We start from the raw sequence: 26,676 nt of genomic DNA on the forward strand, positions 1-26,676 counted from the left end.
TTTATGAAAATTAAATTTTTAACCATTTTAGCTCTTTTAACGACCTTTTTATCTGCTTGCTCTGGTACCCGAATTGCCACAATGAGGAAATCGAAGATGGAGCAACTTTTTTAAAATTGATATTTCACTGATGCTACAAAGTTTCGCGTCGGTAATGGATTATCATTTATTCCCCAAATTTTTTGGTTACCAATGTTGTTTATCTTGAGCGCCAATCTAACTTTAGAAAGCTCATAGAATACTGTTCCGTCGGTTAGAAAATATGCATCAGTTTTTGGATCAAGCGTATACTTATTGATTTCACCAACGTAATTTGTTCCACCGCCCAATCCAAAGTTTTGAGCAATACCATTTGAAAATTTGTAGGTCAACCACAGATTGCCGTAGTCAGCCGGCAGGTAGTTTCTACGGGTAACATCATGGCCATTTTCATCTTTGTTAGTGAAAGTGTTCTTGTTATAGCCATATCCGGCAGTAATATGTAATCCGTCAAAAGGAGTTGCTTGTAGATCGACCTCATAACCTTTACTTTTCTGCTTAGAATCTTGGAAGGTATAGCCTTGTTGATTTGTCCGTACAGCGTTGTTGATGGCAATGTTAAAGAAACTGACTGTCGCACTCAATCTACTGTTAAACAAATATGATTTTAGCCCGAATTCCAATTGATTTCCGGTAGTAGGCTTCACGTTAAACAGCGTTGCATCAGGCTGTCTGACAGGAGCATTATTTTGAAATCCATTGGTGTAATTTCCAAACACACTAAACTGATCTTTTAATAATTGATAGACAGCCCCAAATTTGGGAGATACTGCAGTCTGATTATAACCGCCGTTAAAATCACCCCGCATAACTGCGGTTCCCTTATTATTCAGCCGGTCTACCCGCAGTCCTAGAAGTATTGACAATCTATCCGTCAAATTGGTTACACTTGAAGCGTATGCTGCATAAACAGAACTTTTTGTTGTCTGATAACCGTTTATCAGTGTCTCCCGCTTTGCTTTGATTTTTGCTAGCGATAGCGGGGAATAGGCTTCTGTAATCGTAATAACATCTTTATACTCTTCGCCCACATATCCCTTATCAACAGCGTTATAATGATACACATCGAGTCCTAGGACAACCTTGTTCTTTAGACCACCCAAGATAAAATCACCATTAAAAAATTGTTGAAATTGGTAGACATTTTCATCTGTTGCCGAACTGCTTGCTGTTCGTTCCACTTGGGTAGACGATAAAAAACGAGCTCGCGTATATACGCCCTCATTAATGTTATTGCTATTTAAGGAAGCGATAGTCGTGGATTTCCAATTGTCCGAAATCTGATAATCTGCTTTTGTGAAGATATTTATCCCACCACCATCAAAGATAACATCATTGCTTCCCAGCGATTGATTATGTTTGAGTGGAAGTTCTTTTATGTTTTTCAAACCCAATGCGCTGTAATCGATGTAAGGAAGCATGCTCATTTTGGCATTTGTTAATTCCGTATTAAGCGAAATATTCAGCTTTTCATTGACCTTAAAGAGAAAGGATGGTGCCACAACGTACCGCTTGTTGAACCCCCAGTCCATAAAAGTATTTTCAGATTGATAAGCCGCGTTTAGGCGAAATAATACAGACTTATCGCTTTTGAGCGGTGTATTTACATCCGCCGCAATACGTTGGAGATTGTAGCTTCCAAGGGTATAATCGATTGCTGTTCGAGCGGTTTCAAAAGGTTGCTTTGTAACCAGGTTGATAAGTCCGCCAAAAGAAGTCGTACTGTTGCCATACAATGTCCCCGCAGGCCCCTTTATTGCTTCTGAGCGTTCAACAACGGCAGGATCAATACCCGACCAATTTGAGGATGCAACGCCATTTCGCATCCGCACACCAGTCCAAAAACCGCGGAGCACCGTATAAGCAAATCCGTTATTGACAAATCCATAGGCAACACCGCCTCCAGCAATATTACGTAACGATTGTTTATAATCTGTCGTAATCTGCTGTTCCATAATTTCCTTACCAACGATATTATAGACTTGTGGTGTCTCTAAATCCTTTAGAGGCATACGGGATATAAACTCTGATTCTTTTTTTGTTGTCTTGAAATTTCCGTTTACGATGATCTCCTGTAACGTTCGGCTATCTTCTGAAAGAACAAAGTCAATTCGCATATCATTTTCAGCGAGTGAAACAACTTGCTCCTGATGTTTTAATCCGACGTAAGATGCGACGACAGTATAATTTCCAGGAGAAAGATTATTAAACCTAAATTGACCAGTCTCATCAGCTACGGTAGATTTTTTATGGTTTTTTAATGTGATGGAAACTTGTGGAGCAGGTTTCCCGTCAGAAGTACTCACTTGACCACTTATTGTTAGCTTTTGGGCTAATGAAATCTGTGCTACAAATAAAAATGTTATAAAAACAATTGTTCTCAACATGGCTATTAAACTCTTATTATCCTTTATTTCTCTCGCAAAATTGATTTGTGTTAGCACTATGCTATTCGTAAATACTTTCATGGCTAGTAATGTTTCTATTTTCTAATCTGATATGATTCAAATATATTTATAATTAATCTAAATAATAACAATAATTTTTATGAATTATATTTTATTGATGATGGCGTATTTGATAGATGATTGAAATAGAATTTAATTGGCATTTTAGGATGAAGTGAGTGGACCATCAGGGAGCACTTGAAGATGTTTAAATGTCTTACTAATTGTGTTTTAAGTTATTTTTTAAGGTCTAGATCGAGTTAAATAAATTTTTTGGTATATTTTATTTGGATTTAAAATATACCTTTTAGTATATTTGCATACGATAAGAGAAAAAATTACATCGCTGTTGACATATTTAAAATTAAGGACGGAAAAATAATAGAACACTGGGATGTACTTCAGGAAGAAGTCGAAGCAGAAAAAGCAATCACGGGCAATCTGATGTTTCCTGCCTATTAAATGTATTGTTTCACTATTCAGATTATATCATCATGGCAACTAAAGCAGAAAAAACAAAGCAATTTATTCTTGAAACAGCAGCAGTACTTTACAATGAAAAGGGAATTTCTGGTGTCAGTATCGATGATGTTTTGGAAGCTACCAATTTAACAAAAGGTTGTATCTATGGACATTTTGATGGCAAAGATGATCTTTCCGAACAGGTCATAGAGTATTCACTGAATAATCTCACTGATAAAATTACTGCTACAGTCTTAAGGGAAACTACTGCCAAGGCGAAAATCCACGCATTTATGGATTTTTATAAAAATCCAATTGATACTTATATAAGTGGGGGGTGTCCGGTATTTAATACGGCAGTTGAAGCGGATGACAATTTTCCTGAAATCAAGCGAAAGATCGCTACAAGATTTTTGGCTGGACAGAAATCACTGTCTGAAATTCTACATGAAGGTATTAAAAGTGGCGAGTTTTCATCCCAGCTAAATCCGGAAAGATTTGCATTTAAAATGTTCGCAGCAATAGAAGGAGGTATAGTCATCTGCCGTACCATAGATTCCGTTAAACCTATGTTTCACCTAATCAGTGACTTGAAGAAAGAGCTTGATCAGTACATTCTGTAATTTTTTTAAGCAAAAATATACTAAAAAGTATATTTTATAACAATTAACACAAATAGAAATTTAAATATGAGCAATGAATTATTTGACAATTACAATTTGAGCGGGCAAAAACTCAAAAACAGAATTGTGATGGCGCCAATGACCAGAAGCCGTTCTGACAATCAGGAGCATAGCGCTACCGAACTGACGGCTAAATATTATCAGCAGCGATCAACGGCTGGACTTATTATCACAGAAGGCACATTCATAAGCCCTGAAGCTGTCGGCGTAATCAATGTTCCAGCAATTTACACGAAGCAGCAGATTGAAGGTTGGAAACTGACAACGGAGGCCGTTCATCAGCAAGGGGGTAAAATTTTTGCTCAACTATGGCATACTGGAGCTTATTCTCATACCGATTTGCACGACGGTAAAAAGCCATTGGCGCCGTCGAATGTAAATCCAGAACAGCAGGTATTTACGGCGTCAGGTTTTCAGCCTTCCCAAGAGCCACAGCCCATGACGACAGAAGATATCAGGAGAACTATAGAAGATTTTACAAAAGCAGCGGTCAACGCTTTTGAAGCTGGTTTCGATGGAGTAGAGTTACACGGAGCCAACGGTTATCTGCTACAACAGTTTTTTAGCAAAAATTCCAACCTCAGAACCGATGAGTATGGAGGTTCAGTAGAAAATAGGGCCAGGATTCTTTTTGAAATTTTGGACTCCATCAAAAATGTTGCTGATATGAGAAAGGTTGCACTTCGTCTCAATCCTTCACTTAACGGAATTATGGGAATTCTGGTCGATGACGAGACTATTGAACTGTACAATTATATCGTGAACAGATTAAATGAATATGATTTGGCATATCTGCATCTCATCGAGCCATTCACTGACGTTTCAGATAATCCCTACGCTATACAGCAAGTCGCAAAGCATTTCCGTAAAATCTACGACGGAACCATTATCATCAACCGAGGGTTTAATAAGGAATCGGCAACAAAAGTTCTTCAGGAGGGGGATGCGGATCTCGTTTCTTTTGGAGTTCCATTTATTGCAAATCCGGATCTGGTGCAGCGTTTTAAAACAGGCGCAGAATTGAACAAGCCAGATCAGAACACGTTTTACACACCTGGAGAAAAAGGATATACAGATTATCCATTTTTAAAATAAAAAGCAATCATTCAAAAAAAAATAAATAAAAATGAAAACAACAGGAAGCACCATATTCATTACGGGCGGCAGTGCCGGAATTGGCTTGGCCATCGCCAAAAAATTAATTGCAGAAGGCAATCACATTATTATCAATGGAAGAAATCAAGAACGTCTCGAAAATGCATTGAAAGAGCTGCCGGGAGCGGTAGGAATCCAAGGAGATTTTTCTCTGGAGGCGGACAGAATTCGTGTGGCAGAAGAGCTGAAAAACAATTATCCCGATGTGAATGTTATCATCAACAATGCCGGAGCAGCTTTTGGATACCTTTTAAGTGAAGAGGCCAATGCAGTTGAGAAAGCGCGAGTTGAAATGAATATAAATTATTTTGCGATTATACATTTCAACGAGCTTATGATTCCTCATTTATTACAAAAGAGTGAAGCAGCGGTAGTTAATATTTCTTCTTTGGCCGTTTATGGGAGCCATAAATTCCTGCCAACATACGGCGCTACAAAGGCAGCTTTACATAGTTATACAGTAGCTTTAAGATACACGTATGCCGAGCACAAAAACTTGCAGGTTTATGAAGTCTATCCTCCTTTGACAAATACTGAATTCTCATCCTATATTGGAGGAGAGAACGGTATTCCTGCATCAGAAGTTGCTGAGGAACTATTCATTGGTTTAGAGAAGAACCAGTTTGACATTCCTGTCGGAGAGGTGAAAAAATATGCAGCAGCGGTAGGAGAGGCGATGGCGAAATTAGCTGCTGAGGAAAATTCTTAACTCAATAAGAAGTCACTCTTTATAATCTTCAGAGTGACTTCTTACCAAAAATACAAATGCAATGAAAATCCAGGGAAAAACAATTCTTATTACCGGTGGCGCGTCCGGAATAGGACTAGAAGCTGCCAAACAGTTTTTGCAGCACGGTGCCAAAGTCATTATCACAGGTAGAAATAAGGATAAATTAGAGTCCGTAAAAGAACGGCTCCCAGATCTTATTACTTTTCAAAGTGATGTTGCTAAAGAGGAGGACGCAAATGCACTTTTCGAACAGGTTTTTAAGCTGGGCGGAATCGATATCCTTTACAACAATGCGGGAGTTGGAGTTCCTCCGATTAATCTTGGTATCGCAACTAACAAGCACTTAACCGGCGCGGTCTATGAAATGGAGGTCAACTATTTTGGGGTAATACGCTTAAACAATCTATTTATAGAAATGCTCAAATTGCGTAGTGAGGCAGCCATCATCAATACGACATCCATTTTAAGTATTGTTCCTTCCGTGTTGGAAGCAACCTATTCGGCTTCAAAGACGGCGTTGTCATTTTACACAAAATCTCTGCGGTCACATCTGCAGGCTATTCAGAGCACCGTAAAAGTTTTTGAATTATTGCCACCCTTGGTAGATACAGCTATGGTAGCCGACAGACCTGATCAGAAAATCAGTCCAGCAATATTAGTAAAGGCTTTAATTCAGGGTTTAAAAAATAATACATATACTATACGAGTTGGAGATGCCAAAGTCCTTTATTTCCTCAATCGTTTTATGCCTGAGAAAGCCTATACCATTGTTAATGCAAAAAAACACTACAGTCAGCTGAAATAGTAACGTCAAGTTGTGACCTTATAGCTAAGAATACGATAATTCATCGGTAGAAATGGTAATGAATACTTTTCTTTTTAGTAATTTCTTAGCTATATTTTCAGGTATCAATCAATAGCACATCCAAAATCATTTAAAAATTTTATATGAAAGCGTATATAATCAATCAATATGGCAAGAAGCAGCAGCTCAAGCTTTCGCTGGCAAAAAAGCCTTCGATAAAAGATACTGATATCCTAGTAGAGATACATGCAACTGCTCTCAATTTACTCGATTCTAAAATCAAGAATGGAGAATTTAAAGTATTGCTTCCGTACAAAATGCCTCTTGTTCTAGGTCATGATCTGGCAGGTGTAGTTGTTGAAACGGGAAAAATGGTGACGAAATTCAAAGTAGGTGATGAAGTTTATGCTCGTCCGGCAGACTTCAGCATCGGAACTTTTGCAGAGTTTATAGCCTTCGATCAGGCAGATGCTGCACTGAAACCAAAAAACATTACGATGGAAGAAGCGGCTGCTATACCACTGGTTGGATTGACAGTATGGCAGGCATTCTTTGAAAAAGCAAACTTGAAAAAAGGGCAAAAGGTCTTTATTCAGGCGGGATCTGGCGGTGTCGGGACCTTTGCGATCCAGCTGGCTAAGCATCTGGGGCTGAAAACAGCCACCACAACTAGCCGTAAAAACGTTGACTTGGTTAAATCACTAGGGGCAGATGTTGTCGTCGACTATAAAACGCAGGATTTTGAGAACGAGCTCAAAGATTATGATTATGTTCTGAACAGTCAGGATAATAAAACCCTATTAAAATCAATCAATATTCTTAAACCAAAGGGACAGCTTGTCTCTATTTCAGGCCCGCCAACAGCTGAATTTGCCAAAGAGATGGGGTTTTCATGGATGATGAAGTTTATATTCAGTATGCTAAGCGGTAAGATCCGAAAAAAATCGAAGCAACGAAATATCCACTATTCTTTTTTGTTTATGAAAGCCAGTGGGACTCAACTTGAGGAAATAACAAAATTGATTGAAAGTGGCGCAATCAGACCAATAGTCGATAAGATTTATCCGTTTGATCAGGCGCAGGAAGCGTTGGAGTACCTAGAAAGTGGTAGGGCAAAAGGAAAAGTAGTATTGAAAATCAAGTAATAATTTTTTTGATTATCCTATTGAGTTTGTCATATATACTCGCCCATGGGCAACGTAGTCAAATTATGATATGCCCCCCCTATTGGGAAACTAAGACATGGAATTCACATATAGACTGAAACCTGTTAAAGATGGTGTGGGTTAGCACCTGTACAAAATGCAGCTTATGCAGGAAACCTACAGATCTGTAGATCGGGATAGCGCATACAATTCAATCGCGTTACAACAAACTTAAAAAAAACATACGACTTCGCTCGCTATGCCACGGTAGCGGTGGCGTGCTTAATCGCCGTTATCTCTACTATCGCTATCCTGTACCAACGGAGAAGAGAGGGGAATTATCCCCTGGGGCAGCTTGATGTCCAAATGGAGTGACGCTTCACTGGTACATTAGTTCTTAGCATCCTAACATAAGTTATATGTGATTTAAAACAAAATTATATCTGCTCTCAACAGAGCCAGTTGGAACTGTGATTACATCATATCCCAGATCGATATAAGTATCTTTCATTTTGCAATAAGTATTAACGGCTTCTTCCCAGCTTTGCTTTCGCTCCATATCAGTTTCATAAATTTCAGCCCATGGCGGTAATATGAAAACCTTTCTGTTATAAACTGTATCCTTTACAGTCTTAATTTGGTCATCAGTTACAGGTATATTTTCCATTTTCATGTAGCATAATGTATCCACAAGTCCACGATCAAAAAAGACCGTTTTATTGCAACTACCATTGAAAATTTGATGATGAGCCTCTAGCGATTCCTTAAACATCAGTTGTGCATATACGTATTTGTTTTTCCAAGGAACGCCATCACCATTTTTATTCACTTGATCTTTAATGATGGCTCGAGCAGATTCAGGAACAATTGAAAAGCCCTTTTTATTAAGAAAGTCAACCAATGTTGTTTTGCCAACACCAGGGCCGCCTGTGATAATATATAGATTCATTTTTTCTATTGGAGTTTTATTTTCATATTATACGCTTTGGAAGGATATGGTCATAATGCTCAGGTATTTAGCCGTTAATCTAGGGATTTTATTTCTTATATTAGCAATATGAATACAAATTTTATAACCATTTTAACTCTTTTAACGATATTTTTATCTGCTTGTTCAGGTACCCGAATTGCCACAATGAGGAAATCAAAGATGGAGCAACTTGAACTGGGGATGTCTAAATCGCAGGTTGTTACTATTTTGGGTGCATCCTATTCAATATCGCAAAAAGAAGTTAGCTATAAGGATACCATAGAAGTGATTTCCTATAGAAATATTCCTTTTGATGATGAATTCTATTTGTTTCGGTTTAAGAATAATAAATTGGAGAAATGGCATCGCGAGTTCCAGCCTATGTACAATGAAATAAAACCATAGTTTTTTATAATAACAGCGATGATCCATTCGCAAGGAGCTTTTCGGAAAGTTGATAAATTATCTGGATTTTAATCTGGCGATATGCCCTTATTCGTTAAACTATAGGTGCAAAAGTTTAAAAGGTTTTATAGATTGCTTTTCCTTAGCTTTGTCGTTTACCAAGAATTGAAAATAGCCTTCCATGGATAATATCATCGCATCTATACGTAAGCATTTTGACATAAGAGATGAGTCTTTAGCAATATTGCTTAGCGGTTTAAAAGAACTGAGTGTGTCAAAAAAGACCATACTGATAAAGCCAGATAGGATTGATAGAAATATTTATTTTGTTGAGAACGGAATTTCTCGGGCATACACAGTACGCGATGGAAAAGAAGTTACATCTTGGTTTAGCAAAGAAGGGGATCTACTTTATTCAACAAATAGTTTTCACGGACCTGTGCCCGATTATGAGAGTGAAACAGTTCAGGTTCTCGAGGATTCGTTGTTATATTTTATGCCAATTGATCAATTGGAAGTGCTCTGTCGTAGTCATATTGATATTGCTAACTGGATGCGGTATGTGCATCAAAGAGCCTTTGTGGAGATGGAGCGTAGGTTAATCAACCGATTTTATCTGTCGGCCGAAAAACGATACGAAGATTTTATGGCAAATCACGCTAAATTAATCCAAAGGGTAAATCTAGGCTATATAGCTTCCTATCTCGGCATATCGCATGTAACACTTTGCGCTTTGCGTAAATAGCATCAATTTCTTTAACTACTTAAAAATTGTTCAAAATCAGATTGTCTACTTTTGCATCTTAACCAAATTACGTTGAGCATGCAAACCTCTTTTTCTAATTTTGATCAGCAAAGAATTGTCTGGGTTGATCTATTGCGTTTTATCGCTATAATCATGGTGATTGCCATTCACTGTTCCGATCCGTTTAATGTGTCGCCCGAAGCGCGATCAAACCCGGATTTTAACTATTGGGGAGCTATATACGGTTCACTGCTCCGTGCCTGTGTGCCTATCTTTGTTATGATTACTGGGCTGTTGTTGCTTCCAGTCAAAATGAACATTGGCGAATTTTATAGAAAGCGTCTTCTGCGGATCGCTGTTCCTTTTTTATTGTGGTCTGTATTGTATAACCTCTTTCCTTGGATTACGGGTGTACTCGGTCTTCCCTCGACGATCATATCAGAAGTATTTGCCTATGCGCCGAAAGACGCCGCCCAAACTTTTAAGAGTGCGCTCGTTCAAATTTCCTTAATTCCGATTAAGTTCAATGTTTACACCGTACCTATGTGGTATATCTATATGCTGATAGGCCTATACCTTTATATGCCCTTCTTCTCTGCGTGGGTAGAGAAGTCAACGCCAGGGCAGCGAAAAGTGTTTTTTGTAATTTGGTTATGCACGCTTTTTTTGCCGTATGCCTACTCATTTTATTCGAAGGAACTATTTGGTCTTAGTGCTTGGAATAGTTTTGGTACATTTTATTATTTTGCTGGATTTAATGGGTATTTACTGCTTGGGTATATATTGACACATCGTTTCAAAGTATGGTCCTTTCGCAAAACGCTTTTAGTTAGTATACCCTTATTTGGTATTGGGTATGGAATCACATTTAGTGGTTTTAAATGGATGGTAGCCAATCCGAACTCCAGTGAGGAACAGATCGAACTGTTTTTCTTATATTGTTCGCCACAAGTATTAATGATGACATTAGCCATTTTTTTGTTTGTTCGAACGTTTAAGGTGAAATCATCTAAATGGAGAGAGGTGTTTTCAAATATTACAAAATGCGGTTTTGGAATTTATCTGATACATTATTTTGTTGTAGGTTTTGGTTATTGGCTGGCTAACATACTTGCGATTCCGATATCGTTAAAGATCCCTGTCACTGCAGCTATTGTTTTCTTGATCTCCTGGGGCTTTGTCGCTTGTTTTTATAAAATGATTCCCCGGGCATCAAAATGGATCTTTGGATAATCCGCTTTTATGAAGTAAGCTAATGATTATTATGATGTTTATTTTTCTGAAAAATAGGTTGTATATAGATGCAGATGAATGGAAAAAAAATATATTGTATCTTTAGTGATGGCTAAAAGTAATGTATTTACGTTCAAACAGGTTTTACCTTATCCCACAAGTTGGAGCCTTTTCATTATTATTCCATGTTTGGTATGCTATAGTTTATTATACTATATATTTTTTAAGGCAATATTCCATCTTACGATCATGATGTTTTTCATGCTTATCTATTTGGGTACATGCTTTTTTATTTTAAAGGCGCTCTCCGTATGTATGACAATTTGGTTCGAAGGAGATTTTATATATGTACAAAAAGGAAATGCATCTCCGCAGAAGTACTTAAAAAATAATATTTACGGATTTTATGCTTACAACTATGAAACCGAATCACCTGCCTTAAAAACTTCAAAGATATATTTTAGGTTCTGCGTGACAAATGGGAAAGATATTTATTTAAACGATGTCGAATATAAAAACAGGTATGATGAAATTAAAAGCAGAAATCTGAAGAAATTTCTGAAATCAGCACAAACAGAACTGCAATTTTCAAAAGTCAGTACACATAGTCTTCAAAATATATACTGGTATTCTAATCACGATTAATAGCGCTAATAACTTAACTAAATTGTAAACATCGAATGATGTAAACGAAAAGAAAGAACAATGATACCGTTGCTCCTCCTCTTCGTTTACCCTACACTACTGTGCACATCCTATTTAAGGCATCAATACAGCATCTATCACATGGATTACCCCATTCGATTGATTGACGTCAGCAACCGTTACTTTTGCGCTATTACCTTTTGCGTCTTTTACATAAACATCTTTCCCTTTCATCCAAAAAGTAAGGTCGCCACCTTGCACTGATTTGGTTAAATAGGTTCCTTTGCCATCCTTAATTGCTTGAACGATTTGCGGAGCGCTCCATTTCCCAGGAATCACGTGATAAGTCAATATTGAAGTTAATTGAGCCCTGTTTTCTGGCTTCATTAAATTATTTAGAGCCTCTTTGGGTACTTTAGCAAAAGCGTCATTGGTAGGAGCCAAAACCGTAAAAGGACCAGGCCCCTGTAAGGTTTCCACAAGCCCAGCAGCTTTTACTGCAGCAACTAAAGTCGTATGATCTTTAGAATTGACTGCATTCTCAATAATGTTTTTGGAAGGATACATCGGTGCACCACCCACCATAACAGTTTTTTCCTTTGTTTGAGCTTGGCTCATGTAAGTGCTTCCCAATAATGTTGCTGCAGTGGCAGCTGCCCATAAGATTGATTTAATTTTCATGATCTTTATTTTTTACATGTGATTTAAAAGTTTTATATGATCATTTACGATAAAATAGGAAGTTTGGATTGCCATGCAGTATGAAATTTTTATACAATACGTTGCAAAAGAAGATAGTATCGTGAGTAGCCGAATGTAGCTTTGAACCAAATATTGCCAACGAATACATTAATACGAATTAGGTGCTATTAGGATTTTTACTGGAGAAAGTATACCAGAAATCTTATGCAGCGTTATTACAGGAAAAGATATGCAAACCTCTTAAATTATGCAATACTTATTTCTCAGCAGAGACAGATGTAAATAAACACGAAGCAATATTGTATCATATTCAAAATAAGTATATTCGAAATTCAATAGTAAATTTTTCCAATCATCCTGCCAGCGGTGGTATAGCGACAACAGCATTAGAACTTAATATATTTCTTTCAGGCCTGTGTGAGGGTAGGTTGATTTCAAAGCAAAACCTAGAGCTGATGCTACCCGAAAATAAGGGTGAATATGGAATGGGAATTGAACAAGCAAACTTTAAGAATCCAATAGGGTATATTCACGGTGGCAGAATTGAAAACTATTTCTCGGATTACTGGTATTTTCCTGCAGAAAAGCTGGGTATCGTCACTTAGTGCAATGCTGTTAATATTAACTTAAGTCAAGTACAAAATACAGTCATTTAATATGTTTACGGTACAGACCCCATCTTACCTGATTTCAATAAAATAAAAGACCTGACCGAAGAGCAGTATCGCCAGATCGCAGGAACCTATCAAAATAAGTATAGAAGTCAAACTATTACGATTTCATCGGATGGTACAAATTTGATCGGTCAATTATCAGACAATGGACGGATGTATGTTCCTTATCGCTATAAATCCGATCGTACATTTGTATATGATGATGAAGGGAGCATCTTGGAGTTTATTCCCAGCGAACAGCGCCTTTTGCTGAAGGAAGGAGATTTGGTGCTAGAGTTAAGAGAATATAAGAAATATGCAGATTAGCTTTATGTTCTTCCGTAACAACTTTATATCTGGTTTAATACAATTCTAACTTATAGTTGATATATCGTACGATTATTGATCTATAGAAGGGGTTAAAAATCTGTGTGAAAAATAAGTTTGCTTATTCCATCTTTCATCTTTATATTTGGCGGATTAACTAAACATGAAGGCGAAACAATTCATATGGATCTTACTGCCATTGATGCTCTTACAGAGTTTTTCAAATGTATGGCTATGGTCTGTATTTGAATTGAATAGAGATTATATCGCACGCAATGAATGTGTGAATCGCTTCAATGAAAAAGCACTTTCCTGCCGTGGGCAATGTGTGTTGATGAAGAAAATGCGCGAACATGAGGAGAAAGAACAAAAAAATCTTGAATCCCGTATTATTGACGTAGTCTTTATTGACAACTCCCACAATTTTTCTTTTGATATTTCTTCCTTAAGTAACGAAGATTACATTCGTTTGTCTTATCCAGAGTACAAACAAGATTATTCGTACAATCCCATCTTTACAATTTTCCATCCACCATTGATTTAAATATTTAATCGCATGTGGCAATTGATAAGCTATTCAACGAGATGGCTTTTTCAATTGCGAGTGTCAAAAATAATTAAATCAAGAGATCATGAGCACATATTCCCGTATAGGAATATCTGTGACCTTATTTTTAGCATGCCAATTTATTGCATGTAAGCCATCATCTATTTCAGATCGATTACCCATTTTAGGTGAAAGAGAGATTACTGAAACTGATAGGGGCGGAACCAAGGTTATAGATACCCTATACCATACAATACCTGATTTTGCATTGGTTGATCAGGACAGTACCATCGTGTCTAAAAAAACATTGAAAGGAAAAATCTATCTAGCAGATTTCTTTTTCACACGTTGTCCCACGATCTGTCCGGTCACTTCCCGCAATTTACTCCAAATCGCAAAACACTTTGTGAATGAACCCCGCGTTGTCATTGTATCACACACGGTAGACCCTAAATACGACAGGCCCTATATATTGAAGCGTTATGCTGCAGAGCTGGGAGCACCTTCCAATTGGCTTTTCCTGAATGGTCCGAAAGCCGAGGTGTACAAGCTAGCTGGTGCTGGCGGTTATTTCTCGTTCGCGCAGGAAGATCCGAACGCTCCGGGAGGATTCGACCATAGCGGCGCTTTTACACTTGTCGATACTGATTTTCGTATCAGGGCAGTGTATGATGGTACAAAAACAGATTCAATTCCAAAAATCATAACCGATATCCAGCATTTGCTGAATAAAGGATAACAAAATATAATTTAATGAATTTATCAAAACTAGTTTTCAAATTTACTATAGCATTTTCAATTGCCTTATCGGCGATCGCTTGTTCGTCTAAAAATACCGACAAAAAACAGGCTGATGGCGAGGATTCCGTGGCATCTGCCATTCCTAACGAATCTGAGCTTATTTCGATCTCTGATACCATATACAATGGTCTGACATTTAAAGTCTATGCAGATGATAAACTTGACAATAAATATCATACTATTTATTTACAGGTAAAGGACAAAGATGGCAAACCTTACAATAGTTCATTACTTGACTATTACCCACAGATGGATATGGGAATGATGAAGCATGGAGCACCTTTTGAACATCCTATTGCTTTGGGCGAGGGTTGGTATCGGGGACCAATGGTATTTATCATGGCCGATATACCGGATATGGGACCAGGCTGGCACTTGTATACCATCCTTGAGAAGGAAGGGGAAAAAGATACCATAGCCATAAAGCTGCCCGTATCCGCCGCGAAGACAACGCGTACGATGAGCTCCGGTACACGGGATGATAGCCGCGTATTTGTATCTAATCTGCTTCCCGATACCTTAAAGCAGGGAAAGCATCCGATCAAATTTTTGCTGAACAAAATGGAAGACCACCATTTCCCTGCACTGGATGGATATCGTATCAAATTAGCAACAAATATGCCGTCGATGGGGCATGGATCATCAGGGAATAAGGACGCCGAAGCCATTGGAAATGGTTACTATGAAGGAGAGGTCAACTTTTCCATGGCCGGCCAATGGGAAATCATCGTTGAACTGTGGAAAGACGGGAAGAAAGCAAATCAGGACGATATCAAGTACCATGTTCAGGTAACTAAATAGTTATTGAAATTAAAAATAGGGATTATCGTAATTTCTGGCTGTTTTTTTAAATCTATAATAGCTTCCAGGTTTACGATAGTTTTAAAACCAACTAACATAAAATAAATTATTAAAATGAAAAAAAATCTAGTCTTTTTATTGACCGCAATTGCAGGTCTTGGTCTTTCATCTTGTGAGAAAGAAGTTGTCAAAGAAGTTCTTACGGATAGCCAAGGGACAGCGACACTTAAGTTTGATGCAAGGTATGGCGATCAGGATTTTGAATTGAACAAAAAATATGATTACAAGCTAACCAATGAAAGTGGTACATACAATCTTCAATTCGATTTTAATAGATTCCGCTATTGGGTAAGCAATGTCAAATTGATTAATGCCGCCGGACAGGAAGTACTGGTACCCAATTCATATTATTTGGTTGAGGAAACCCAGGAATTGGTCGTTGATCATTCCAATGATGTATACCCAGCCACAAAAAGAGAAGAAATCGAATTAAAAAATATTCCCGTAGGGCAGTATAAAAGCATCAAATTTTCGATCGGTGTAGAGCCTAAATATAACGATAACTTCTCGTTGACCACTGGTGAACTGGGCGTGCTGAATGGAATGGGCTTTGACGACGGATGGATGTGGTTTACAAGTTACAAGTTTCTGAACCTCAAAGGAAATATCTATTGGGCGGATGGCAATCCAAACAAAAAGGCATTGTTGTGGGATATCGGGTCTAATGAGCTATACACTGGCGCTGAAAAAGAAGTGGCATTTGATAAAAATATTGAAATCAGCGGCACCACAACCTCTACTATAAATTTCAATGTAGATGTTAAAGAACTGTTGTCAACGACACCTTATCCTTGGGCCAATAATACCATCAGCCAGACAACAAAAGATCTAATGAAAAGCTTGCGCGATACGTTCCTTTCCAAGGCAATAGTTTTCAAAGGGACTGAATCCAAAACAAAATAAGATAGTGGGGATGTCAATATCAAAAAGAATTAAGGTATTTCAGTTTGGTTTTTTGTTGGTGGCCAATTTAATGTTTTCCTGTCAGAAGGAAGCCGTAGAACCGGTTGGTCCAAAAGATAATATTGCTTATGTACTGGAAGTGCCGGCCAACTTTCCCCAGCCAGCTGCAACGCCAGACAATCCCCTCACAAAGTCAGGCGTCGAACTGGGACGGCGCCTGTTTTATGAACCCTTACTTTCCTCAACGATGACAGTAAGCTGCGCAAGCTGCCATCATCAGGACCGTGCGTTCTCGGATGGTCTGATCCTTTCCAATCTTGGTATTTCGGGCAAAGCCCTGGATCGGCATTCTCCGGCATTGTTCAATCTGGCCTGGGCCAACAATGGACTTTTCTGGGACGGTGGATCTAAAAATTTAGAATCACAAGCCTTCGGACCGTTGACCCACGAAGATGAAATGGGAATTTATTTTCCAGAAATGGTTGATCGGCTGATGGCAAAGCCATCCTATGTCAGCCTTTTTAAAGAGGCATTTGGGGAAAATCCCACGGCCGCCGGCGTGGTCAAGGCGCTGGCCCAATTTCAGCGGACGATTATATCGGCCAATTCAAAATATGACCGCTACAAACGTGGAGACAGAAAAGTCTCTTTCAGCGAAAAAGAGCTGCTGGGTATGCAGCTGGTACAGGCAAAATGCGCAGGCTGCCATTCTTCGGAACTGTTTACCGACAACAATTATCATAACAATGGAATCGATGCGGATTTTAGTGACGATTCCAAAGATTGGGTCTACAAGGGCAGGTATCGTATCAGCTACGACAGCAAAGACTTGGGCGCTTATAAAACGCCTTCTTTACGCAACGTTATGGTTAGCGCTCCGTATATGCATGACGGGCGTTTTTCAACCATTGATGAAGTTTTACAACATTACAGATTTGGGATAAAAAGCACAAAATATACCGACCGGCTGCTTTTTCAAGATAACGGGAATGCGGGCATACCCCTGTCAGACAAAGAAGTAGAAGCGGTCAAAGCATTTTTAACTAGTCTTACCGACGAAACACTACTATCAGAAGCGAAGTATGCTAATCCAAAGTAAGACATCAAAGGGATTAAATAACAATAAAAAAAATATGAAAACGATTCAATTTAGTATTTCTGTGTTCATTCTGTCAATGACACTCATCTTTTCTACCGGTTGCAGCAAAAAGGATGCGCCAGCACCAGATGAGACCAAGAAAGGTGTATTCTCCATCGAATTTGACAACATTGTTGGCGATGAGACATTGGGATTTGATCCTCGTACCTATAAAAATGCTAAGGGCGAAACCTTTCGGATCAAGATATTGCGGTATTATATCAGCAACATAAAGCTTTACAAAGCTGATGGCAGCGAGTATGTTGTTCCCCAGGAAAAGAGCTACTTTTTTATCGAGGGCTCGGAGAAAGCGACACGATTTGCAAAGGTGGACGTTCCTGAGGGCGACTATAATAGGGTGAAATTTATTATCGGTGTCGATAGTGCACGCAGCACCATGCCTACCGAAGCCCGTCAGGGCGTACTGTCGTTTAATCCGGATGAGGGGCATGATGGGATGTATTGGGGATGGAATCAAGGTTATATTTTCTTCAAACTAGAAGGGTATTGTGACAAAATTTCCGATGACCAGCAAGGCGACCCAACAGGTAATAAGCAATTTAAATATCATATTGGCGGTTATGGTGGCTACAACCCCAAAGCACCCACACTAAACAATATCAAAGAGATTACGATGGATCTAGATCAGGCTGGTATTGCCCAGGTCCGCGAAGGCTTGCGAAGCAATGTGCATTTGTTCGTTGATGTCATGAAACTGTTCAATGGGCCTTACACATTTTCTATTGTGCAGCATCCAAATGTCATGTTCAGCGAATTTAGCCAGAACATCGCTAATAATTTTACGTCCATGTTTACACATGATCACACCGAAAACTTCGTGAAAAGCGAATCTGAACTGTAACTATGAAAAAGTTTATTGTCTTAGCACTCGTTTTAGGCCTGGTTTGGGCCTGTCATAAAGCAGATGATATTGCAGAGGATATATTCCCTGGATTTGTACGTCCTGCAAATTTTCCTGAGCCCGTTTATAAATTTGAACGCAATCCCATTACATCCGAAGTATTTGAGTTGGGGCGGCAACTGTTTTATGAGCCGCGTCTATCCCGCAACAATACCATTGCCTGTGGTAGCTGCCATATTCTTTCGGCAGCATTTACCCACCATGGCCACGATGTGAGCCATGGGATCGACGACAGGTTGGGCATTCGAAATCCGATGCCTATTTTCAATATGGCCTGGCAAAAGGAGTTCTTTTGGGATGGAGGTGTTTTCGATTTAGATATGTCGCCTGTCAATGCGATTACCAATCCTGTGGAAATGGATGAGTCGGTGAGCAATGTGCTGAGCAAACTGCGCAAAGATTCCGATTATCAGCAGCGATTCAAGAAAGCCTTCGGTAGCGAAGGTATCACAGACGAGCGATTCTTTAAGGCGCTGTCTCAATTTATGCTAATGGCCATTAGTGCCAATTCAAAGTATGATCAGGTCATGCGGAAGGAAAACGGAGTCTCTTTTACAGATGCTGAAAAAAAAGGCTATCTCTTTTATCAAAACAACTGCTCGCGCTGTCATACTGAGCCACTATTTACCGATCGGGATTACCATAACAATGGATTATCACCCAATCATGCCCACGATATCGGTAGAGATACCGTGACATTGAATCATAATGATCGCTATAAATTCAAGACACCAAGTCTGCGCAACTTGTCCTATACAGGTCCGTATATGCATGACGGCCGTTTCTTGACCTTGGACCGGGTATTAGAACACTACCGTAACGGCATGGTAGATTCCAAAACCTTGGACCCGGGATTCCGGAAAGCCGACGGTACTTTGGGCATCTCGATGTCAGATGAAGAGAAAGCCAATCTGTTGGCATTCCTAAAAACCTTAAATGATGCCTCTTTCGTAAATAACAAAATGTTGGGAGAACCTGGAAATACGGGCTTTGTGGTAAACTAAAATCAATATGAAACGAATAAAAATAATAATACTTGCTCTTGCACTATTTCCCTTATCGTCTTGGGCATGTGATATCTGTGGCTGTGGCGTAGGCAGCTATTACTTGGGCATCCTGCCACAGTTTAATAAGCGTTTTGTGGGGGTACGTTACCAATATAAAACTTTACAGACCCACTTGGGACCTACAGGCAGCCGTACACCACTCAGTGCCGACGAGACCTATCAGACGATGGAACTCTGGGGAGCATGGAACTTTGGGAGCCGCTGGCGGGTTATGGCGATTGTTCCCTACAATTTCAATGAGCGTAAGATCCCTGGAAGTGGCGATATGGGGAAGATGAATGGCCTTGGCGATGTGGTAGTCTATGGCTATTACAAAGTGTTTGAAGAGATGGGAGGAACGATGTCAAACAAAATGTTCAACCATTCCCTTTGGGTAGGTGCGGGAATCAAAGCGCCGACAGGTAAGTATGACAATTCCCAACGTTCATCAGCCAGTCAGGATGAGCCCAACAATTTTCAGCTGGGTACAGCCAGTACAGATTTTATGCTAAATCTGGCTTATGATATCCGCATAATGGATTTGGGACTCAATACCAATGTTAGTTATAAGATGAATACAGAGAACAAATACGATTACCGGTATGGTAACAAATTTTCTGTCAATTCATTGCTATACTACAAATTCAATATAAAAGATAAAGTCCGCCTATCGCCCAACTTAGGGGTGGGGTACGAGACACAGCCTAAGGATGTCACCATGGCACGTTATGATGTGGCTCAGTCAGGAGGCTATAGCATGGCTGGAATAGGCGGTGTCGAAGTCAATATGGGTAAAATTAGCGTCGGAGCCAACTATCAGACCTTATTGTCCCAGGATCTTGCCGACAGCCGCGCTAAATCGGGCGGCCGCTGGCTTACGCATATTTCCTATAGTTTTTAATCACCATAACATAAAAGAGAGATGAACAAACGAATCAACGTAATTCTTTCCTGTCTCGGTATCATCGGAATGATCGCCTGCGGTGGGAATGGAGACAAGAAGAAAGAAAGCAGCAGCAGTACAGCAGCAAACCAACCTGTAGCATCAACAGAAGCAGCAATGTTGGACTTCAAATCAGATGGGTCCAAAGGAGTAGGGCCTGTTACCGCTATCGAACACAAACCATTTGATGCAAAGCTAGCCAATAAAGGTGTAGAGCTCTTTGTTTCCAAATGTGCCATGTGCCACAATTTTGAACGCACTTTAGTGGGGCCATCGTTGGATGGTGTGGTGAAGCGGCGTACGCCAGAATGGATTATGAACATGATGTTGGATCCTGCCACTATGCTTGAAAAAGATGCCGATGCAATAGCCCTGAGCAAAGATTTCAGTTCACCGATGATTAGCTTAGGACTACAGCAGGAGGAAGCCAGAGCTATTTTGGAATATTTAAGAGAACGTAATAGCGCTTCGAAATAAGTCGACCTATGAAAACCCACAAAATCAGATTGTTGTTTTGTACCATGATGGCTTGGGCTATTTGCCTACAGTCAACAAATCTGTTGTGGGTGTACATAGGTTTTGAGGCTAACCGGAGTTATATTGAACAAAATTTATGTGTCTATCGGTATATGCCTGCAGCCACCTGCAAAGGTTTCTGTTATCTCAGTGAAAAGTCAACTCAGGAGCAGCAGGCCAATGATTTACACGTCAAAATGAAGGGTATAGAAACGTTGGTCATTGCGCAGCATACCGCAAATTTCTACCTCTATTGCCCTGTTGTTGAGGTTCTTACTATCTCTTATTACAACCCGAATGCTATGCCGGTATGCCCCGGTGTAAGCACTTCCATATTTAAACCTCCTATCGTATAGCCTTTTGCCTATTTATTTTTTACATTAAATATGAGACAATGGTTATACGAAAAGAAAAACTAGATTTTTTAAGATTAGAAGATATTGATTCCTCTTCCAGCGGAATTGTGATTATCCCAATAGCCCAATTTTTACATGCTAAAGGTAACCAGAATACACTGCATTCACGCTCATTTTTCAGTCTGCTCTTGTTGACGCAGGGCAGCCTTCTAATGGTAGCCGACAAAACAATTTGTACTGTTGAGCCCAATGAGATTATTAGCCTCAATTCCAATTGCGTGTGTAGTTTCCAGCACAACGCATCGGTTGAAGGTTGTGTAATACTTTTTACGGAAACGTTTTTTATGCAGCGATATAATACCGACACACTTCAGTATTTCAATTTTCTGAAGATTAATGCGATAAACGGTTTTTTGTTGGGGGAAGATGAGATATATCGATGCAGACATCTGGTGAAATTGATGCAGGAGGAATTTCATTCCCTAAGAGTAGGATCAAAAGATGTCTTGCGCAATTATTTGAGCATCCTTTTACAGATGTTGGGTCGCAATATGGCAAATGATTCAGTTTCCACTAAAATGGATGAAAAGGAAGAGAAGATCAGTCTTTTCGAATCATTAGTGAATGAACATTATAAAGTGAGCCGCTTTCCATCATTTTATGCTGACCGGCTCAACATATCTGTCAATTACCTCAACCGTATCTGCAGAGAAAAACGGTCGGCAAGCTCTGGAAATATGATTCGCGAAAGGATTGTGCTCGAAGCAGAGCGTTTACTTTATCACACTTTCAAGACGGTAAAGGAAATAGCTTTTGAGCTCGGGTTTGATAATGTACCGTATTTTATTACATTCTTTAAAGCTAAGAAAGGTGTTAGCCCCGAAGAGTTTCGGCGCAAACAGTGATATTTATAGATGAAGCTCATCAAAGCCTTTTCCCGATTCATGGAAAAGGCTTTTTTCGTTTCTACGGCGATAGGATGAAAAATCAAAACTATTCTTCTGTTTATTGAAGTCATATCGGTAAATATCAAATGCATCGGAACTGTTATTTCTCTTTAAAATGCAGCTACATTCGGAACTTTGTAAAAAAGGATAAGAGATGGATTTTCCAATGTTTCATTTAGATTGGTTGAATGACCGATTTTTGATCGCTGCAGTGGCGATAATACACGTCATGATTAATCACGGATTGGCGGTAGGATTTATACCGTATATAACCTGGCTTGAATTTAAGGGAGTACAACGTGGGGGCAAAGAACAGATAGCGGATTGGGAGTGGGATAGGCTTATCCATAATAAAATGAAGGTAGGTTTTATCATTACCACCACTATTGGAGCAATGACAGGGGTTGGTATCTGGTTTACCGTAGCACTGGTAAGTCCAAGCTCCATCGGCAGTTTGATCCGTGTATTTTATTGGGCATGGTTTACCGAATGGATAGTTTTTGTGACCGAGGTTGTCCTTATATCGATTTATTATTTGACCTGGGAGAATGCAAATAAGACTTTACGCTCTAAGCTTAAACATGTTCGTTTTGGGGCATTTTTGAGTGTAGCCTCGTGGATTACCATGGTTATTATTGTTTCGATATTAAGTTTTATGATGGATCCAGGTAACTGGAACACACATAAAAGTCTATTTAATGGTTTCACCAATCCGATCTATATTCCGCAGCTTTTCTTCCGTACACCTGTTGCCATGCTGATGGGAGGCGTATTTGGCATGTTGCTTACAACGCTATTCACCAAAAAAGGGTCCCAGCTTCGTGAACAGGTCGTGCGTTTAGGCGGAAAATGGATTCTTGGATGGACGCCATTAGCGTTGGCAGGAGCAATTTATTACTGGCATGCCATGCCCGATGCAATGAAGGCCAATATGAGTACAGCAGTGGGGTCCATGGATTTCTCGGAGTATTATGATATCCTCAAATACTTCATCGTGGGATCCACCTCTTTATCAATACTGCTGGCCCTATGGGCGATCTGGAAGCCTAAAAAGGTGAATTTTACAGTCGTCCTTGTTCCCTGTCTACTCGTCTTTGGCTTTCTAGGCATCTTCGAACGTGTTCGCGAATTTATTCGCAAGCCCTATGTTATTGGCGGATACATGTATTCCAATCTACTTCGCGAAGAGGACTATTCTCTTTATAAAAAAGATGGTATACTCCAGCACGCTACCTACACCAGTGTAAATGAAGTGACCGAAATGAACAAAATCGAGGCGGGCAAAAATGTATTCATGCTCACCTGTAGCCGCTGCCATACGAGTAATGGGATCAATTCTATTGTTGATGTGTTTGAAAAAATGTATGGCAAAGGCAAACCACTGGACGAAGAATCCATGGCTTCCTATATTCCGAATATGCATCAGGGAAGAACATTTATGCCCCCATTTCCGGGCAATAAAAAGGAACTGGATGCGCTGGTAGCCTACATAAAAGAATTACAGGTGAGCGGTGAACCGCTTCAGGGGGCACAGTCAGAAGGTGTCGTTGTTAATCCTAAGCAGAGCCTAGAACAAGCTTCTAAGGCCTATGGTGACACCGTATTAGTTTCAAAAAAATAATTTAAGAGAGATTTTCGACATGAATACATATATATTACAAGGAGCTACTACACCTGTACCAAGAGATATGCCCTTAGACCTTCCTCTACCGGAGTGGCTGCTCGTCACTTTGTTGATCGTATCGTTTCTGCTGCATATCATCTTCGTCAAGTTGATGGTAGGAGGTAGCATACTGACCCTTTGGGCGGAAATAAAAGGGCTAAAAAATAAAGAGTATGACACCTTTGCTTATGAAGTAGCCAAAACTGTAACTGTCAACAAGAGTATGGCTGTCGTATTGGGAGTGGCACCCTTATTAAGTATCAATACCTTATATACGGTCTATTTTTATTCCGCCAATGCACTGACAGGCTTAGCATGGTTTATGATCATACCATTGGTTACGGTTGCTTTCCTGCTGACCTATCTGCATAAATATACCTGGCATGCGCTTGCCAATTATAAATACTTGCATATAAGTATTATAGCCTTGGCAGTGTTGATCTTTCTGCTTATTCCGACGATCTTTTTGACCAATGTTAATTTAATGCTCTTTCCCGAACGTTGGGCTTATGTAAAGGGTTTTCTAAGCGCGCTGATTCTTCCCAATGTGCTACCGCGCTATGTGGAGTTTATCGGAGCATGTCTTACGGTAACAGGTATATTTATTGTATGGTATAATGGCCGAATTTCCTATCCTGTGGAACGGATTTATCTAAATATGGACCGAAGGGGATTAAAAAGATTGGGCTATTATATTACGATGGTCGGTCTGGGACTGCAGCTCGTTTTCGGACTGGTCGTCATGATCAGTCTCCCTTCCAAAGGCGTTAACTATGAAGTAATTGAACTTATGGTCTGCGGCGGGATTGGCTTGCTGGTTGCGTTATGGTTTTCGTGGAAGGCATTGTCGGCAAACAGTGAGTCGGTTGCGGATGCGCAATTCTGGAAGGTTGCGACCAGTATATTGATCTTCATATTGATTTATGGCGGAAGTCGGCAGATGTATCGGGAGCAGGCGCTGGACAAGCACCGGCAATTGATGCATGCTAAAACAGCAGCGTTTGAAAAGCTCAGCAAAGAAGCCCGCGAACACCCGATTGACGATAATGAGTTACTTGCAGTCGATTCGTCTTTAGGAGATTTAGCCAAAGGTACTGCACTATTCAAGCAGAACTGTGCCAGCTGCCACAAGGAGAAACAGCGTTTGGTAGGGCCTCCTGTATCAGAGATGGCTACGATTTATGGATCCAATGAAAAGGGATTGAAAGACTGGATTAAAGCACCGGGTAAGAAGAGGGCCGATTTTCCGCAAATGCCCGGATTTCCACAGCTTTCAGAAGCAGATCTGAGCGAAATAGCCAAGTATGTACTATCAGTCAAATAAATATTATTATGCAATCTAAAGAATTGAACCGTAAAAAAGATAGACTTCTCGATACGCTGCTGTTAACAGTTATTTTAGGGCAGGTAATTTATATTTTGATCGAACTCTTAAAAACAAATTAACAATGAGCAAGTTTAAAGTTTCCAAAGCACATCTTTCTTGGATGTATTTTATCGACAGCTGTCTATTGATCGCATTTGCGTGGACATGGTATCTCCATCATGCTCCACAGCTATGGCTGGGCGTGCTCTCCGGCTTATTTTCAACATTAGTTGTGGTATTTCAGGCTATCCATATTTCCAGTCTATACCTTTATATGATAAAAGATAATTCCCTCAGACCCAAAGATGAAGAACTGGAGAAAAACTATCAGTTCATCAAAGGATTATATTAAGATTTACGTAACCTCGATTCGACAGTAGGCCAGAATTTAGCTCATTCGCCTACTGATCGAATCAATTTTTTGCTATTGCGGCGACATCACCAGGGTGAAATCCGTACTGGCAACTAGCCCATTATTAGCCGTCGTTTCAATTTTTAATTTGTATTCTCCTGCATCGAGGCTGCCGTTTTTCTTGAGCGATATTACACCCGTCTGCGTATTGATGGAGAAAAGTGCGTCTTTATCTGTAAAAGAAGCATTATCTTTTAGAATTTCCTTGATTTTGAATGTTCCTCGGTACTTTTCGGGATTGAATACCGGAGCATCCGAGGTAAAAGCATTTCCTAATGCGATTACAAATCTATTGTAGATTACCTTTAGATCATACTGTTCGTAATAAATTCCATAGAAAAAGGAAGGATCCGGTAAAAGCGTGAGCTTCATATCACGTGTTGCGACGAGGTAACCGTTTTTTCGTGCATTCGTTCGCAGTGTGTAGACAAACTCTTTTTTCTTGTCCTTGTCTCCGGCAGCATCACCTACCAGCAGCTGATTGTTGTTCAAAGAAATATTGGCGTCCTGGTTACCATAATCGCTTGCAAACGAATAATTCAGCTTTGTAGGATCTACCATACCCTCAATCGCTAGATCAAACAATTTATTTTTTTCGCTGTAGAGACCAAAAGGCAACAGCACCGCTGTTTTGTTTTCCACGTTTTTGATGTAGATCTTTGATGGGGCTACTGCGACCTTGACAGTTTTAGTGATGGGTTTTAATCCTGTACTGGAGTTTGCCGTCAACACAATTGGGTAGTAACTTGGTATCTGATTCTGAAATTCTGCCGAGAAAGCATTTGTCGGATATAGCTTGTCTGTATAAATTGTCAATTGATTTGATTTTCTGTCGATTTCAACAGCTCCTTTGACCAGCTGCAGCAGCGAGTGCTCTTTGTCTACCTGCTGGCCAGGGTGGTTTACATTAAGCTCGATGGAAACTTTATCATCGTACTCTGTCGGAAGCTGCAGACGAATAGTATCACCATATACAGACGATACCGAATCAGGCAATCCCAAAGGAGCTAGATAACCAGTGGTGATGTATTCTTTGTTGCATGAAGTTGCAATAAAAAGGAACATTCCCGAAAGTTTTAAAATATAAAATTTTTTCATTTTTATTAAAA

At 39.6% G+C, this 26,676-nt stretch carries 28 protein-coding genes; 24 read left to right on the top strand and 4 right to left on the bottom strand.

The features are described 5' to 3' along the window. Positions 1-110 precede the first annotated feature (110 nt). Positions 111-2,426 (bottom strand): TonB-dependent receptor, encoded by a 2,316-nt coding sequence (locus B2W36_RS21760; RefSeq protein ID WP_293889544.1) that lies wholly within the window; start codon positions 2,424-2,426, stop codon positions 111-113. Positions 2,427-2,980: 554 nt separating this feature from the next. Between B2W36_RS21760 and B2W36_RS21765 the strand changes: the two genes are divergently transcribed. The 5 genes from B2W36_RS21765 (at position 2,981) to B2W36_RS21785 (ending at position 7,466) form a co-directional block, all read left to right on the top strand. Next, positions 2,981-3,571, top strand: a complete 591-nt coding sequence (locus tag B2W36_RS21765) for a TetR/AcrR family transcriptional regulator (RefSeq protein ID WP_293889545.1) — start codon at positions 2,981-2,983, stop codon at positions 3,569-3,571. 66 nt (positions 3,572-3,637) lie between these two features. Next, positions 3,638-4,726 (top strand): alkene reductase, encoded by a 1,089-nt coding sequence (locus tag B2W36_RS21770; protein ID WP_293889546.1) that lies wholly within the window; start codon positions 3,638-3,640, stop codon positions 4,724-4,726. 31 nt (positions 4,727-4,757) lie between these two features. Beyond that, positions 4,758-5,495, top strand: a complete 738-nt coding sequence (locus tag B2W36_RS21775) for an SDR family oxidoreductase (protein ID WP_293889547.1) — start codon at positions 4,758-4,760, stop codon at positions 5,493-5,495. 61 nt (positions 5,496-5,556) lie between these two features. Further along, a complete protein-coding gene (locus B2W36_RS21780; protein ID WP_293889548.1) occupies positions 5,557-6,321 on the top strand; it encodes an SDR family oxidoreductase in 765 nt (254 codons plus the stop codon). Positions 6,322-6,464: 143 nt separating this feature from the next. Then, the gene (locus tag B2W36_RS21785; protein ID WP_293889549.1) at positions 6,465-7,466 is read left to right on the top strand and encodes an NADP-dependent oxidoreductase; all 1,002 of its coding nucleotides are present in this window, start codon (positions 6,465-6,467) and stop codon (positions 7,464-7,466) included. Positions 7,467-7,881: 415 nt separating this feature from the next. On the opposite strand, the gene B2W36_RS21790 is transcribed toward B2W36_RS21785, so the two are convergent. Continuing rightward, positions 7,882-8,415: an AAA family ATPase gene (locus B2W36_RS21790; RefSeq protein ID WP_293889550.1), complete on the bottom strand. Its 534-nt coding sequence runs from the start codon at positions 8,413-8,415 to the stop codon at positions 7,882-7,884. 201 nt (positions 8,416-8,616) lie between these two features. Here B2W36_RS21790 and B2W36_RS21795 point away from each other — a divergent pair, with 201 nt between their 5' ends. From B2W36_RS21795 to B2W36_RS21805, 3 genes are all read left to right on the top strand, one after another. Then, positions 8,617-8,841, top strand: a complete 225-nt coding sequence (locus B2W36_RS21795; RefSeq protein ID WP_293889551.1) for a hypothetical protein — start codon at positions 8,617-8,619, stop codon at positions 8,839-8,841. Positions 8,842-9,022: 181 nt separating this feature from the next. Further along, positions 9,023-9,586: a Crp/Fnr family transcriptional regulator gene (locus B2W36_RS21800; RefSeq protein ID WP_293889552.1), complete on the top strand. Its 564-nt coding sequence runs from the start codon at positions 9,023-9,025 to the stop codon at positions 9,584-9,586. Between the two features lie 78 nt (positions 9,587-9,664). After that, positions 9,665-10,819, top strand: coding sequence for an acyltransferase (locus B2W36_RS21805; RefSeq protein ID WP_293884862.1), 1,155 nt, complete (start codon positions 9,665-9,667; stop codon positions 10,817-10,819). 759 nt (positions 10,820-11,578) lie between these two features. On the opposite strand, the gene B2W36_RS21810 is transcribed toward B2W36_RS21805, so the two are convergent. Then, positions 11,579-12,145 carry a fasciclin domain-containing protein gene (locus tag B2W36_RS21810; RefSeq protein ID WP_293884863.1) on the bottom strand — a complete coding sequence of 189 codons (567 nt, stop codon included), beginning with the start codon at positions 12,143-12,145 and terminating at the stop codon, positions 11,579-11,581. 182 nt (positions 12,146-12,327) lie between these two features. Here B2W36_RS21810 and B2W36_RS21815 point away from each other — a divergent pair, with 182 nt between their 5' ends. The 16 genes from B2W36_RS21815 to B2W36_RS21890 all read left to right on the top strand — a co-directional run bounded on the left by B2W36_RS21815 (position 12,328) and on the right by B2W36_RS21890 (position 25,507). Then, positions 12,328-12,771 carry a serine hydrolase domain-containing protein gene (locus B2W36_RS21815; protein ID WP_293889553.1) on the top strand — a complete coding sequence of 148 codons (444 nt, stop codon included), beginning with the start codon at positions 12,328-12,330 and terminating at the stop codon, positions 12,769-12,771. A 192-nt stretch (positions 12,772-12,963) separates the two neighbouring features. Next, positions 12,964-13,146: a hypothetical protein gene (locus tag B2W36_RS21820; RefSeq protein ID WP_293889554.1), complete on the top strand. Its 183-nt coding sequence runs from the start codon at positions 12,964-12,966 to the stop codon at positions 13,144-13,146. A gap of 163 nt (positions 13,147-13,309) precedes the next feature. Next, the gene (locus B2W36_RS21825) at positions 13,310-13,690 is read left to right on the top strand and encodes a hypothetical protein (RefSeq protein WP_293884871.1); all 381 of its coding nucleotides are present in this window, start codon (positions 13,310-13,312) and stop codon (positions 13,688-13,690) included. 88 nt (positions 13,691-13,778) lie between these two features. Further along, positions 13,779-14,432, top strand: a complete 654-nt coding sequence (locus B2W36_RS21830; protein WP_293889555.1) for an SCO family protein — start codon at positions 13,779-13,781, stop codon at positions 14,430-14,432. A gap of 14 nt (positions 14,433-14,446) precedes the next feature. Further along, the gene (locus B2W36_RS21835) at positions 14,447-15,295 is read left to right on the top strand and encodes a FixH family protein (RefSeq protein ID WP_293889556.1); all 849 of its coding nucleotides are present in this window, start codon (positions 14,447-14,449) and stop codon (positions 15,293-15,295) included. Positions 15,296-15,409: 114 nt separating this feature from the next. Further along, on the top strand, positions 15,410-16,258 hold the full coding sequence (locus tag B2W36_RS21840; RefSeq protein WP_293889557.1) for an MbnP family protein: 849 nt from the start codon (positions 15,410-15,412) through the stop codon (positions 16,256-16,258). A 10-nt stretch (positions 16,259-16,268) separates the two neighbouring features. Continuing rightward, a complete protein-coding gene (locus B2W36_RS21845) occupies positions 16,269-17,357 on the top strand; it encodes a cytochrome-c peroxidase (protein WP_293889558.1) in 1,089 nt (362 codons plus the stop codon). 34 nt (positions 17,358-17,391) lie between these two features. Next, the gene (locus B2W36_RS21850) at positions 17,392-18,258 is read left to right on the top strand and encodes an MbnP family protein (RefSeq protein WP_293889559.1); all 867 of its coding nucleotides are present in this window, start codon (positions 17,392-17,394) and stop codon (positions 18,256-18,258) included. 2 nt (positions 18,259-18,260) lie between these two features. Next, positions 18,261-19,322 carry a cytochrome-c peroxidase gene (locus tag B2W36_RS21855; protein WP_293884877.1) on the top strand — a complete coding sequence of 354 codons (1,062 nt, stop codon included), beginning with the start codon at positions 18,261-18,263 and terminating at the stop codon, positions 19,320-19,322. A gap of 7 nt (positions 19,323-19,329) precedes the next feature. Further along, entirely contained in the window at positions 19,330-20,265 is a 936-nt protein-coding gene (locus B2W36_RS21860) for a transporter (protein WP_293889560.1), read from the top strand. Positions 20,266-20,286: 21 nt separating this feature from the next. Further along, positions 20,287-20,784 carry a c-type cytochrome gene (locus tag B2W36_RS21865; RefSeq protein WP_293884879.1) on the top strand — a complete coding sequence of 166 codons (498 nt, stop codon included), beginning with the start codon at positions 20,287-20,289 and terminating at the stop codon, positions 20,782-20,784. Between the two features lie 8 nt (positions 20,785-20,792). Beyond that, positions 20,793-21,179, top strand: a complete 387-nt coding sequence (locus tag B2W36_RS21870; RefSeq protein WP_293889561.1) for a hypothetical protein — start codon at positions 20,793-20,795, stop codon at positions 21,177-21,179. Between the two features lie 38 nt (positions 21,180-21,217). After that, positions 21,218-22,084 (top strand): helix-turn-helix domain-containing protein, encoded by an 867-nt coding sequence (locus B2W36_RS21875; RefSeq protein WP_293884881.1) that lies wholly within the window; start codon positions 21,218-21,220, stop codon positions 22,082-22,084. A 196-nt stretch (positions 22,085-22,280) separates the two neighbouring features. Next, entirely contained in the window at positions 22,281-23,747 is a 1,467-nt protein-coding gene (locus B2W36_RS21880; protein WP_293889562.1) for a c-type cytochrome, read from the top strand. Positions 23,748-23,766: 19 nt separating this feature from the next. Beyond that, positions 23,767-25,113, top strand: a complete 1,347-nt coding sequence (locus B2W36_RS21885) for a c-type cytochrome (protein WP_293889563.1) — start codon at positions 23,767-23,769, stop codon at positions 25,111-25,113. Between the two features lie 124 nt (positions 25,114-25,237). Next, positions 25,238-25,507 (top strand): hypothetical protein, encoded by a 270-nt coding sequence (locus B2W36_RS21890; protein ID WP_293889564.1) that lies wholly within the window; start codon positions 25,238-25,240, stop codon positions 25,505-25,507. 72 nt (positions 25,508-25,579) lie between these two features. Here B2W36_RS21890 and B2W36_RS21895 read toward each other — a convergent pair whose 3' ends face one another. Further along, complete coding sequence (locus B2W36_RS21895; RefSeq protein ID WP_293889565.1) at positions 25,580-26,665, bottom strand: hypothetical protein; 1,086 nt, start codon at positions 26,663-26,665, stop codon at positions 25,580-25,582. Between the last annotated feature and the right edge of the window lie 11 nt (positions 26,666-26,676).

This window comes from Sphingobacterium sp. UBA3549, from assembly GCF_002376635.1.
In the GTDB taxonomy this organism is placed as follows: Bacteria; Bacteroidota; Bacteroidia; order Sphingobacteriales; family Sphingobacteriaceae; genus Sphingobacterium.

What these genes read in the sequence shown, in the direction of transcription:
- B2W36_RS21760 (WP_293889544.1), bottom strand. Translation starts at nt 2,426, where the DNA reads ATGTTGAGAACAATTGTTTTTATAACATTTTTATTTGTAGCACAGATT.
- B2W36_RS21765 (WP_293889545.1), top strand. Translation starts at nt 2,981, where the DNA reads ATGGCAACTAAAGCAGAAAAAACAAAGCAATTTATTCTTGAAACAGCA.
- B2W36_RS21770 (WP_293889546.1), top strand. Translation starts at nt 3,638, where the DNA reads ATGAGCAATGAATTATTTGACAATTACAATTTGAGCGGGCAAAAACTC.
- B2W36_RS21775 (WP_293889547.1), top strand. Translation starts at nt 4,758, where the DNA reads ATGAAAACAACAGGAAGCACCATATTCATTACGGGCGGCAGTGCCGGA.
- B2W36_RS21780 (WP_293889548.1), top strand. Translation starts at nt 5,557, where the DNA reads ATGAAAATCCAGGGAAAAACAATTCTTATTACCGGTGGCGCGTCCGGA.
- B2W36_RS21785 (WP_293889549.1), top strand. Translation starts at nt 6,465, where the DNA reads ATGAAAGCGTATATAATCAATCAATATGGCAAGAAGCAGCAGCTCAAG.
- B2W36_RS21790 (WP_293889550.1), bottom strand. Translation starts at nt 8,415, where the DNA reads ATGAATCTATATATTATCACAGGCGGCCCTGGTGTTGGCAAAACAACA.
- B2W36_RS21795 (WP_293889551.1), top strand. Translation starts at nt 8,617, where the DNA reads ATGGAGCAACTTGAACTGGGGATGTCTAAATCGCAGGTTGTTACTATT.
- B2W36_RS21800 (WP_293889552.1), top strand. Translation starts at nt 9,023, where the DNA reads ATGGATAATATCATCGCATCTATACGTAAGCATTTTGACATAAGAGAT.
- B2W36_RS21805 (WP_293884862.1), top strand. Translation starts at nt 9,665, where the DNA reads ATGCAAACCTCTTTTTCTAATTTTGATCAGCAAAGAATTGTCTGGGTT.
- B2W36_RS21810 (WP_293884863.1), bottom strand. Translation starts at nt 12,145, where the DNA reads ATGAAAATTAAATCAATCTTATGGGCAGCTGCCACTGCAGCAACATTA.
- B2W36_RS21825 (WP_293884871.1), top strand. Translation starts at nt 13,310, where the DNA reads ATGAAGGCGAAACAATTCATATGGATCTTACTGCCATTGATGCTCTTA.
- B2W36_RS21830 (WP_293889555.1), top strand. Translation starts at nt 13,779, where the DNA reads ATGAGCACATATTCCCGTATAGGAATATCTGTGACCTTATTTTTAGCA.
- B2W36_RS21835 (WP_293889556.1), top strand. Translation starts at nt 14,447, where the DNA reads ATGAATTTATCAAAACTAGTTTTCAAATTTACTATAGCATTTTCAATT.
- B2W36_RS21840 (WP_293889557.1), top strand. Translation starts at nt 15,410, where the DNA reads ATGAAAAAAAATCTAGTCTTTTTATTGACCGCAATTGCAGGTCTTGGT.
- B2W36_RS21845 (WP_293889558.1), top strand. Translation starts at nt 16,269, where the DNA reads ATGTCAATATCAAAAAGAATTAAGGTATTTCAGTTTGGTTTTTTGTTG.
- B2W36_RS21850 (WP_293889559.1), top strand. Translation starts at nt 17,392, where the DNA reads ATGAAAACGATTCAATTTAGTATTTCTGTGTTCATTCTGTCAATGACA.
- B2W36_RS21855 (WP_293884877.1), top strand. Translation starts at nt 18,261, where the DNA reads ATGAAAAAGTTTATTGTCTTAGCACTCGTTTTAGGCCTGGTTTGGGCC.
- B2W36_RS21860 (WP_293889560.1), top strand. Translation starts at nt 19,330, where the DNA reads ATGAAACGAATAAAAATAATAATACTTGCTCTTGCACTATTTCCCTTA.
- B2W36_RS21865 (WP_293884879.1), top strand. Translation starts at nt 20,287, where the DNA reads ATGAACAAACGAATCAACGTAATTCTTTCCTGTCTCGGTATCATCGGA.
- B2W36_RS21870 (WP_293889561.1), top strand. Translation starts at nt 20,793, where the DNA reads ATGAAAACCCACAAAATCAGATTGTTGTTTTGTACCATGATGGCTTGG.
- B2W36_RS21875 (WP_293884881.1), top strand. Translation starts at nt 21,218, where the DNA reads ATGGTTATACGAAAAGAAAAACTAGATTTTTTAAGATTAGAAGATATT.
- B2W36_RS21880 (WP_293889562.1), top strand. Translation starts at nt 22,281, where the DNA reads ATGGATTTTCCAATGTTTCATTTAGATTGGTTGAATGACCGATTTTTG.
- B2W36_RS21885 (WP_293889563.1), top strand. Translation starts at nt 23,767, where the DNA reads ATGAATACATATATATTACAAGGAGCTACTACACCTGTACCAAGAGAT.
- B2W36_RS21890 (WP_293889564.1), top strand. Translation starts at nt 25,238, where the DNA reads ATGAGCAAGTTTAAAGTTTCCAAAGCACATCTTTCTTGGATGTATTTT.
- B2W36_RS21895 (WP_293889565.1), bottom strand. Translation starts at nt 26,665, where the DNA reads ATGAAAAAATTTTATATTTTAAAACTTTCGGGAATGTTCCTTTTTATT.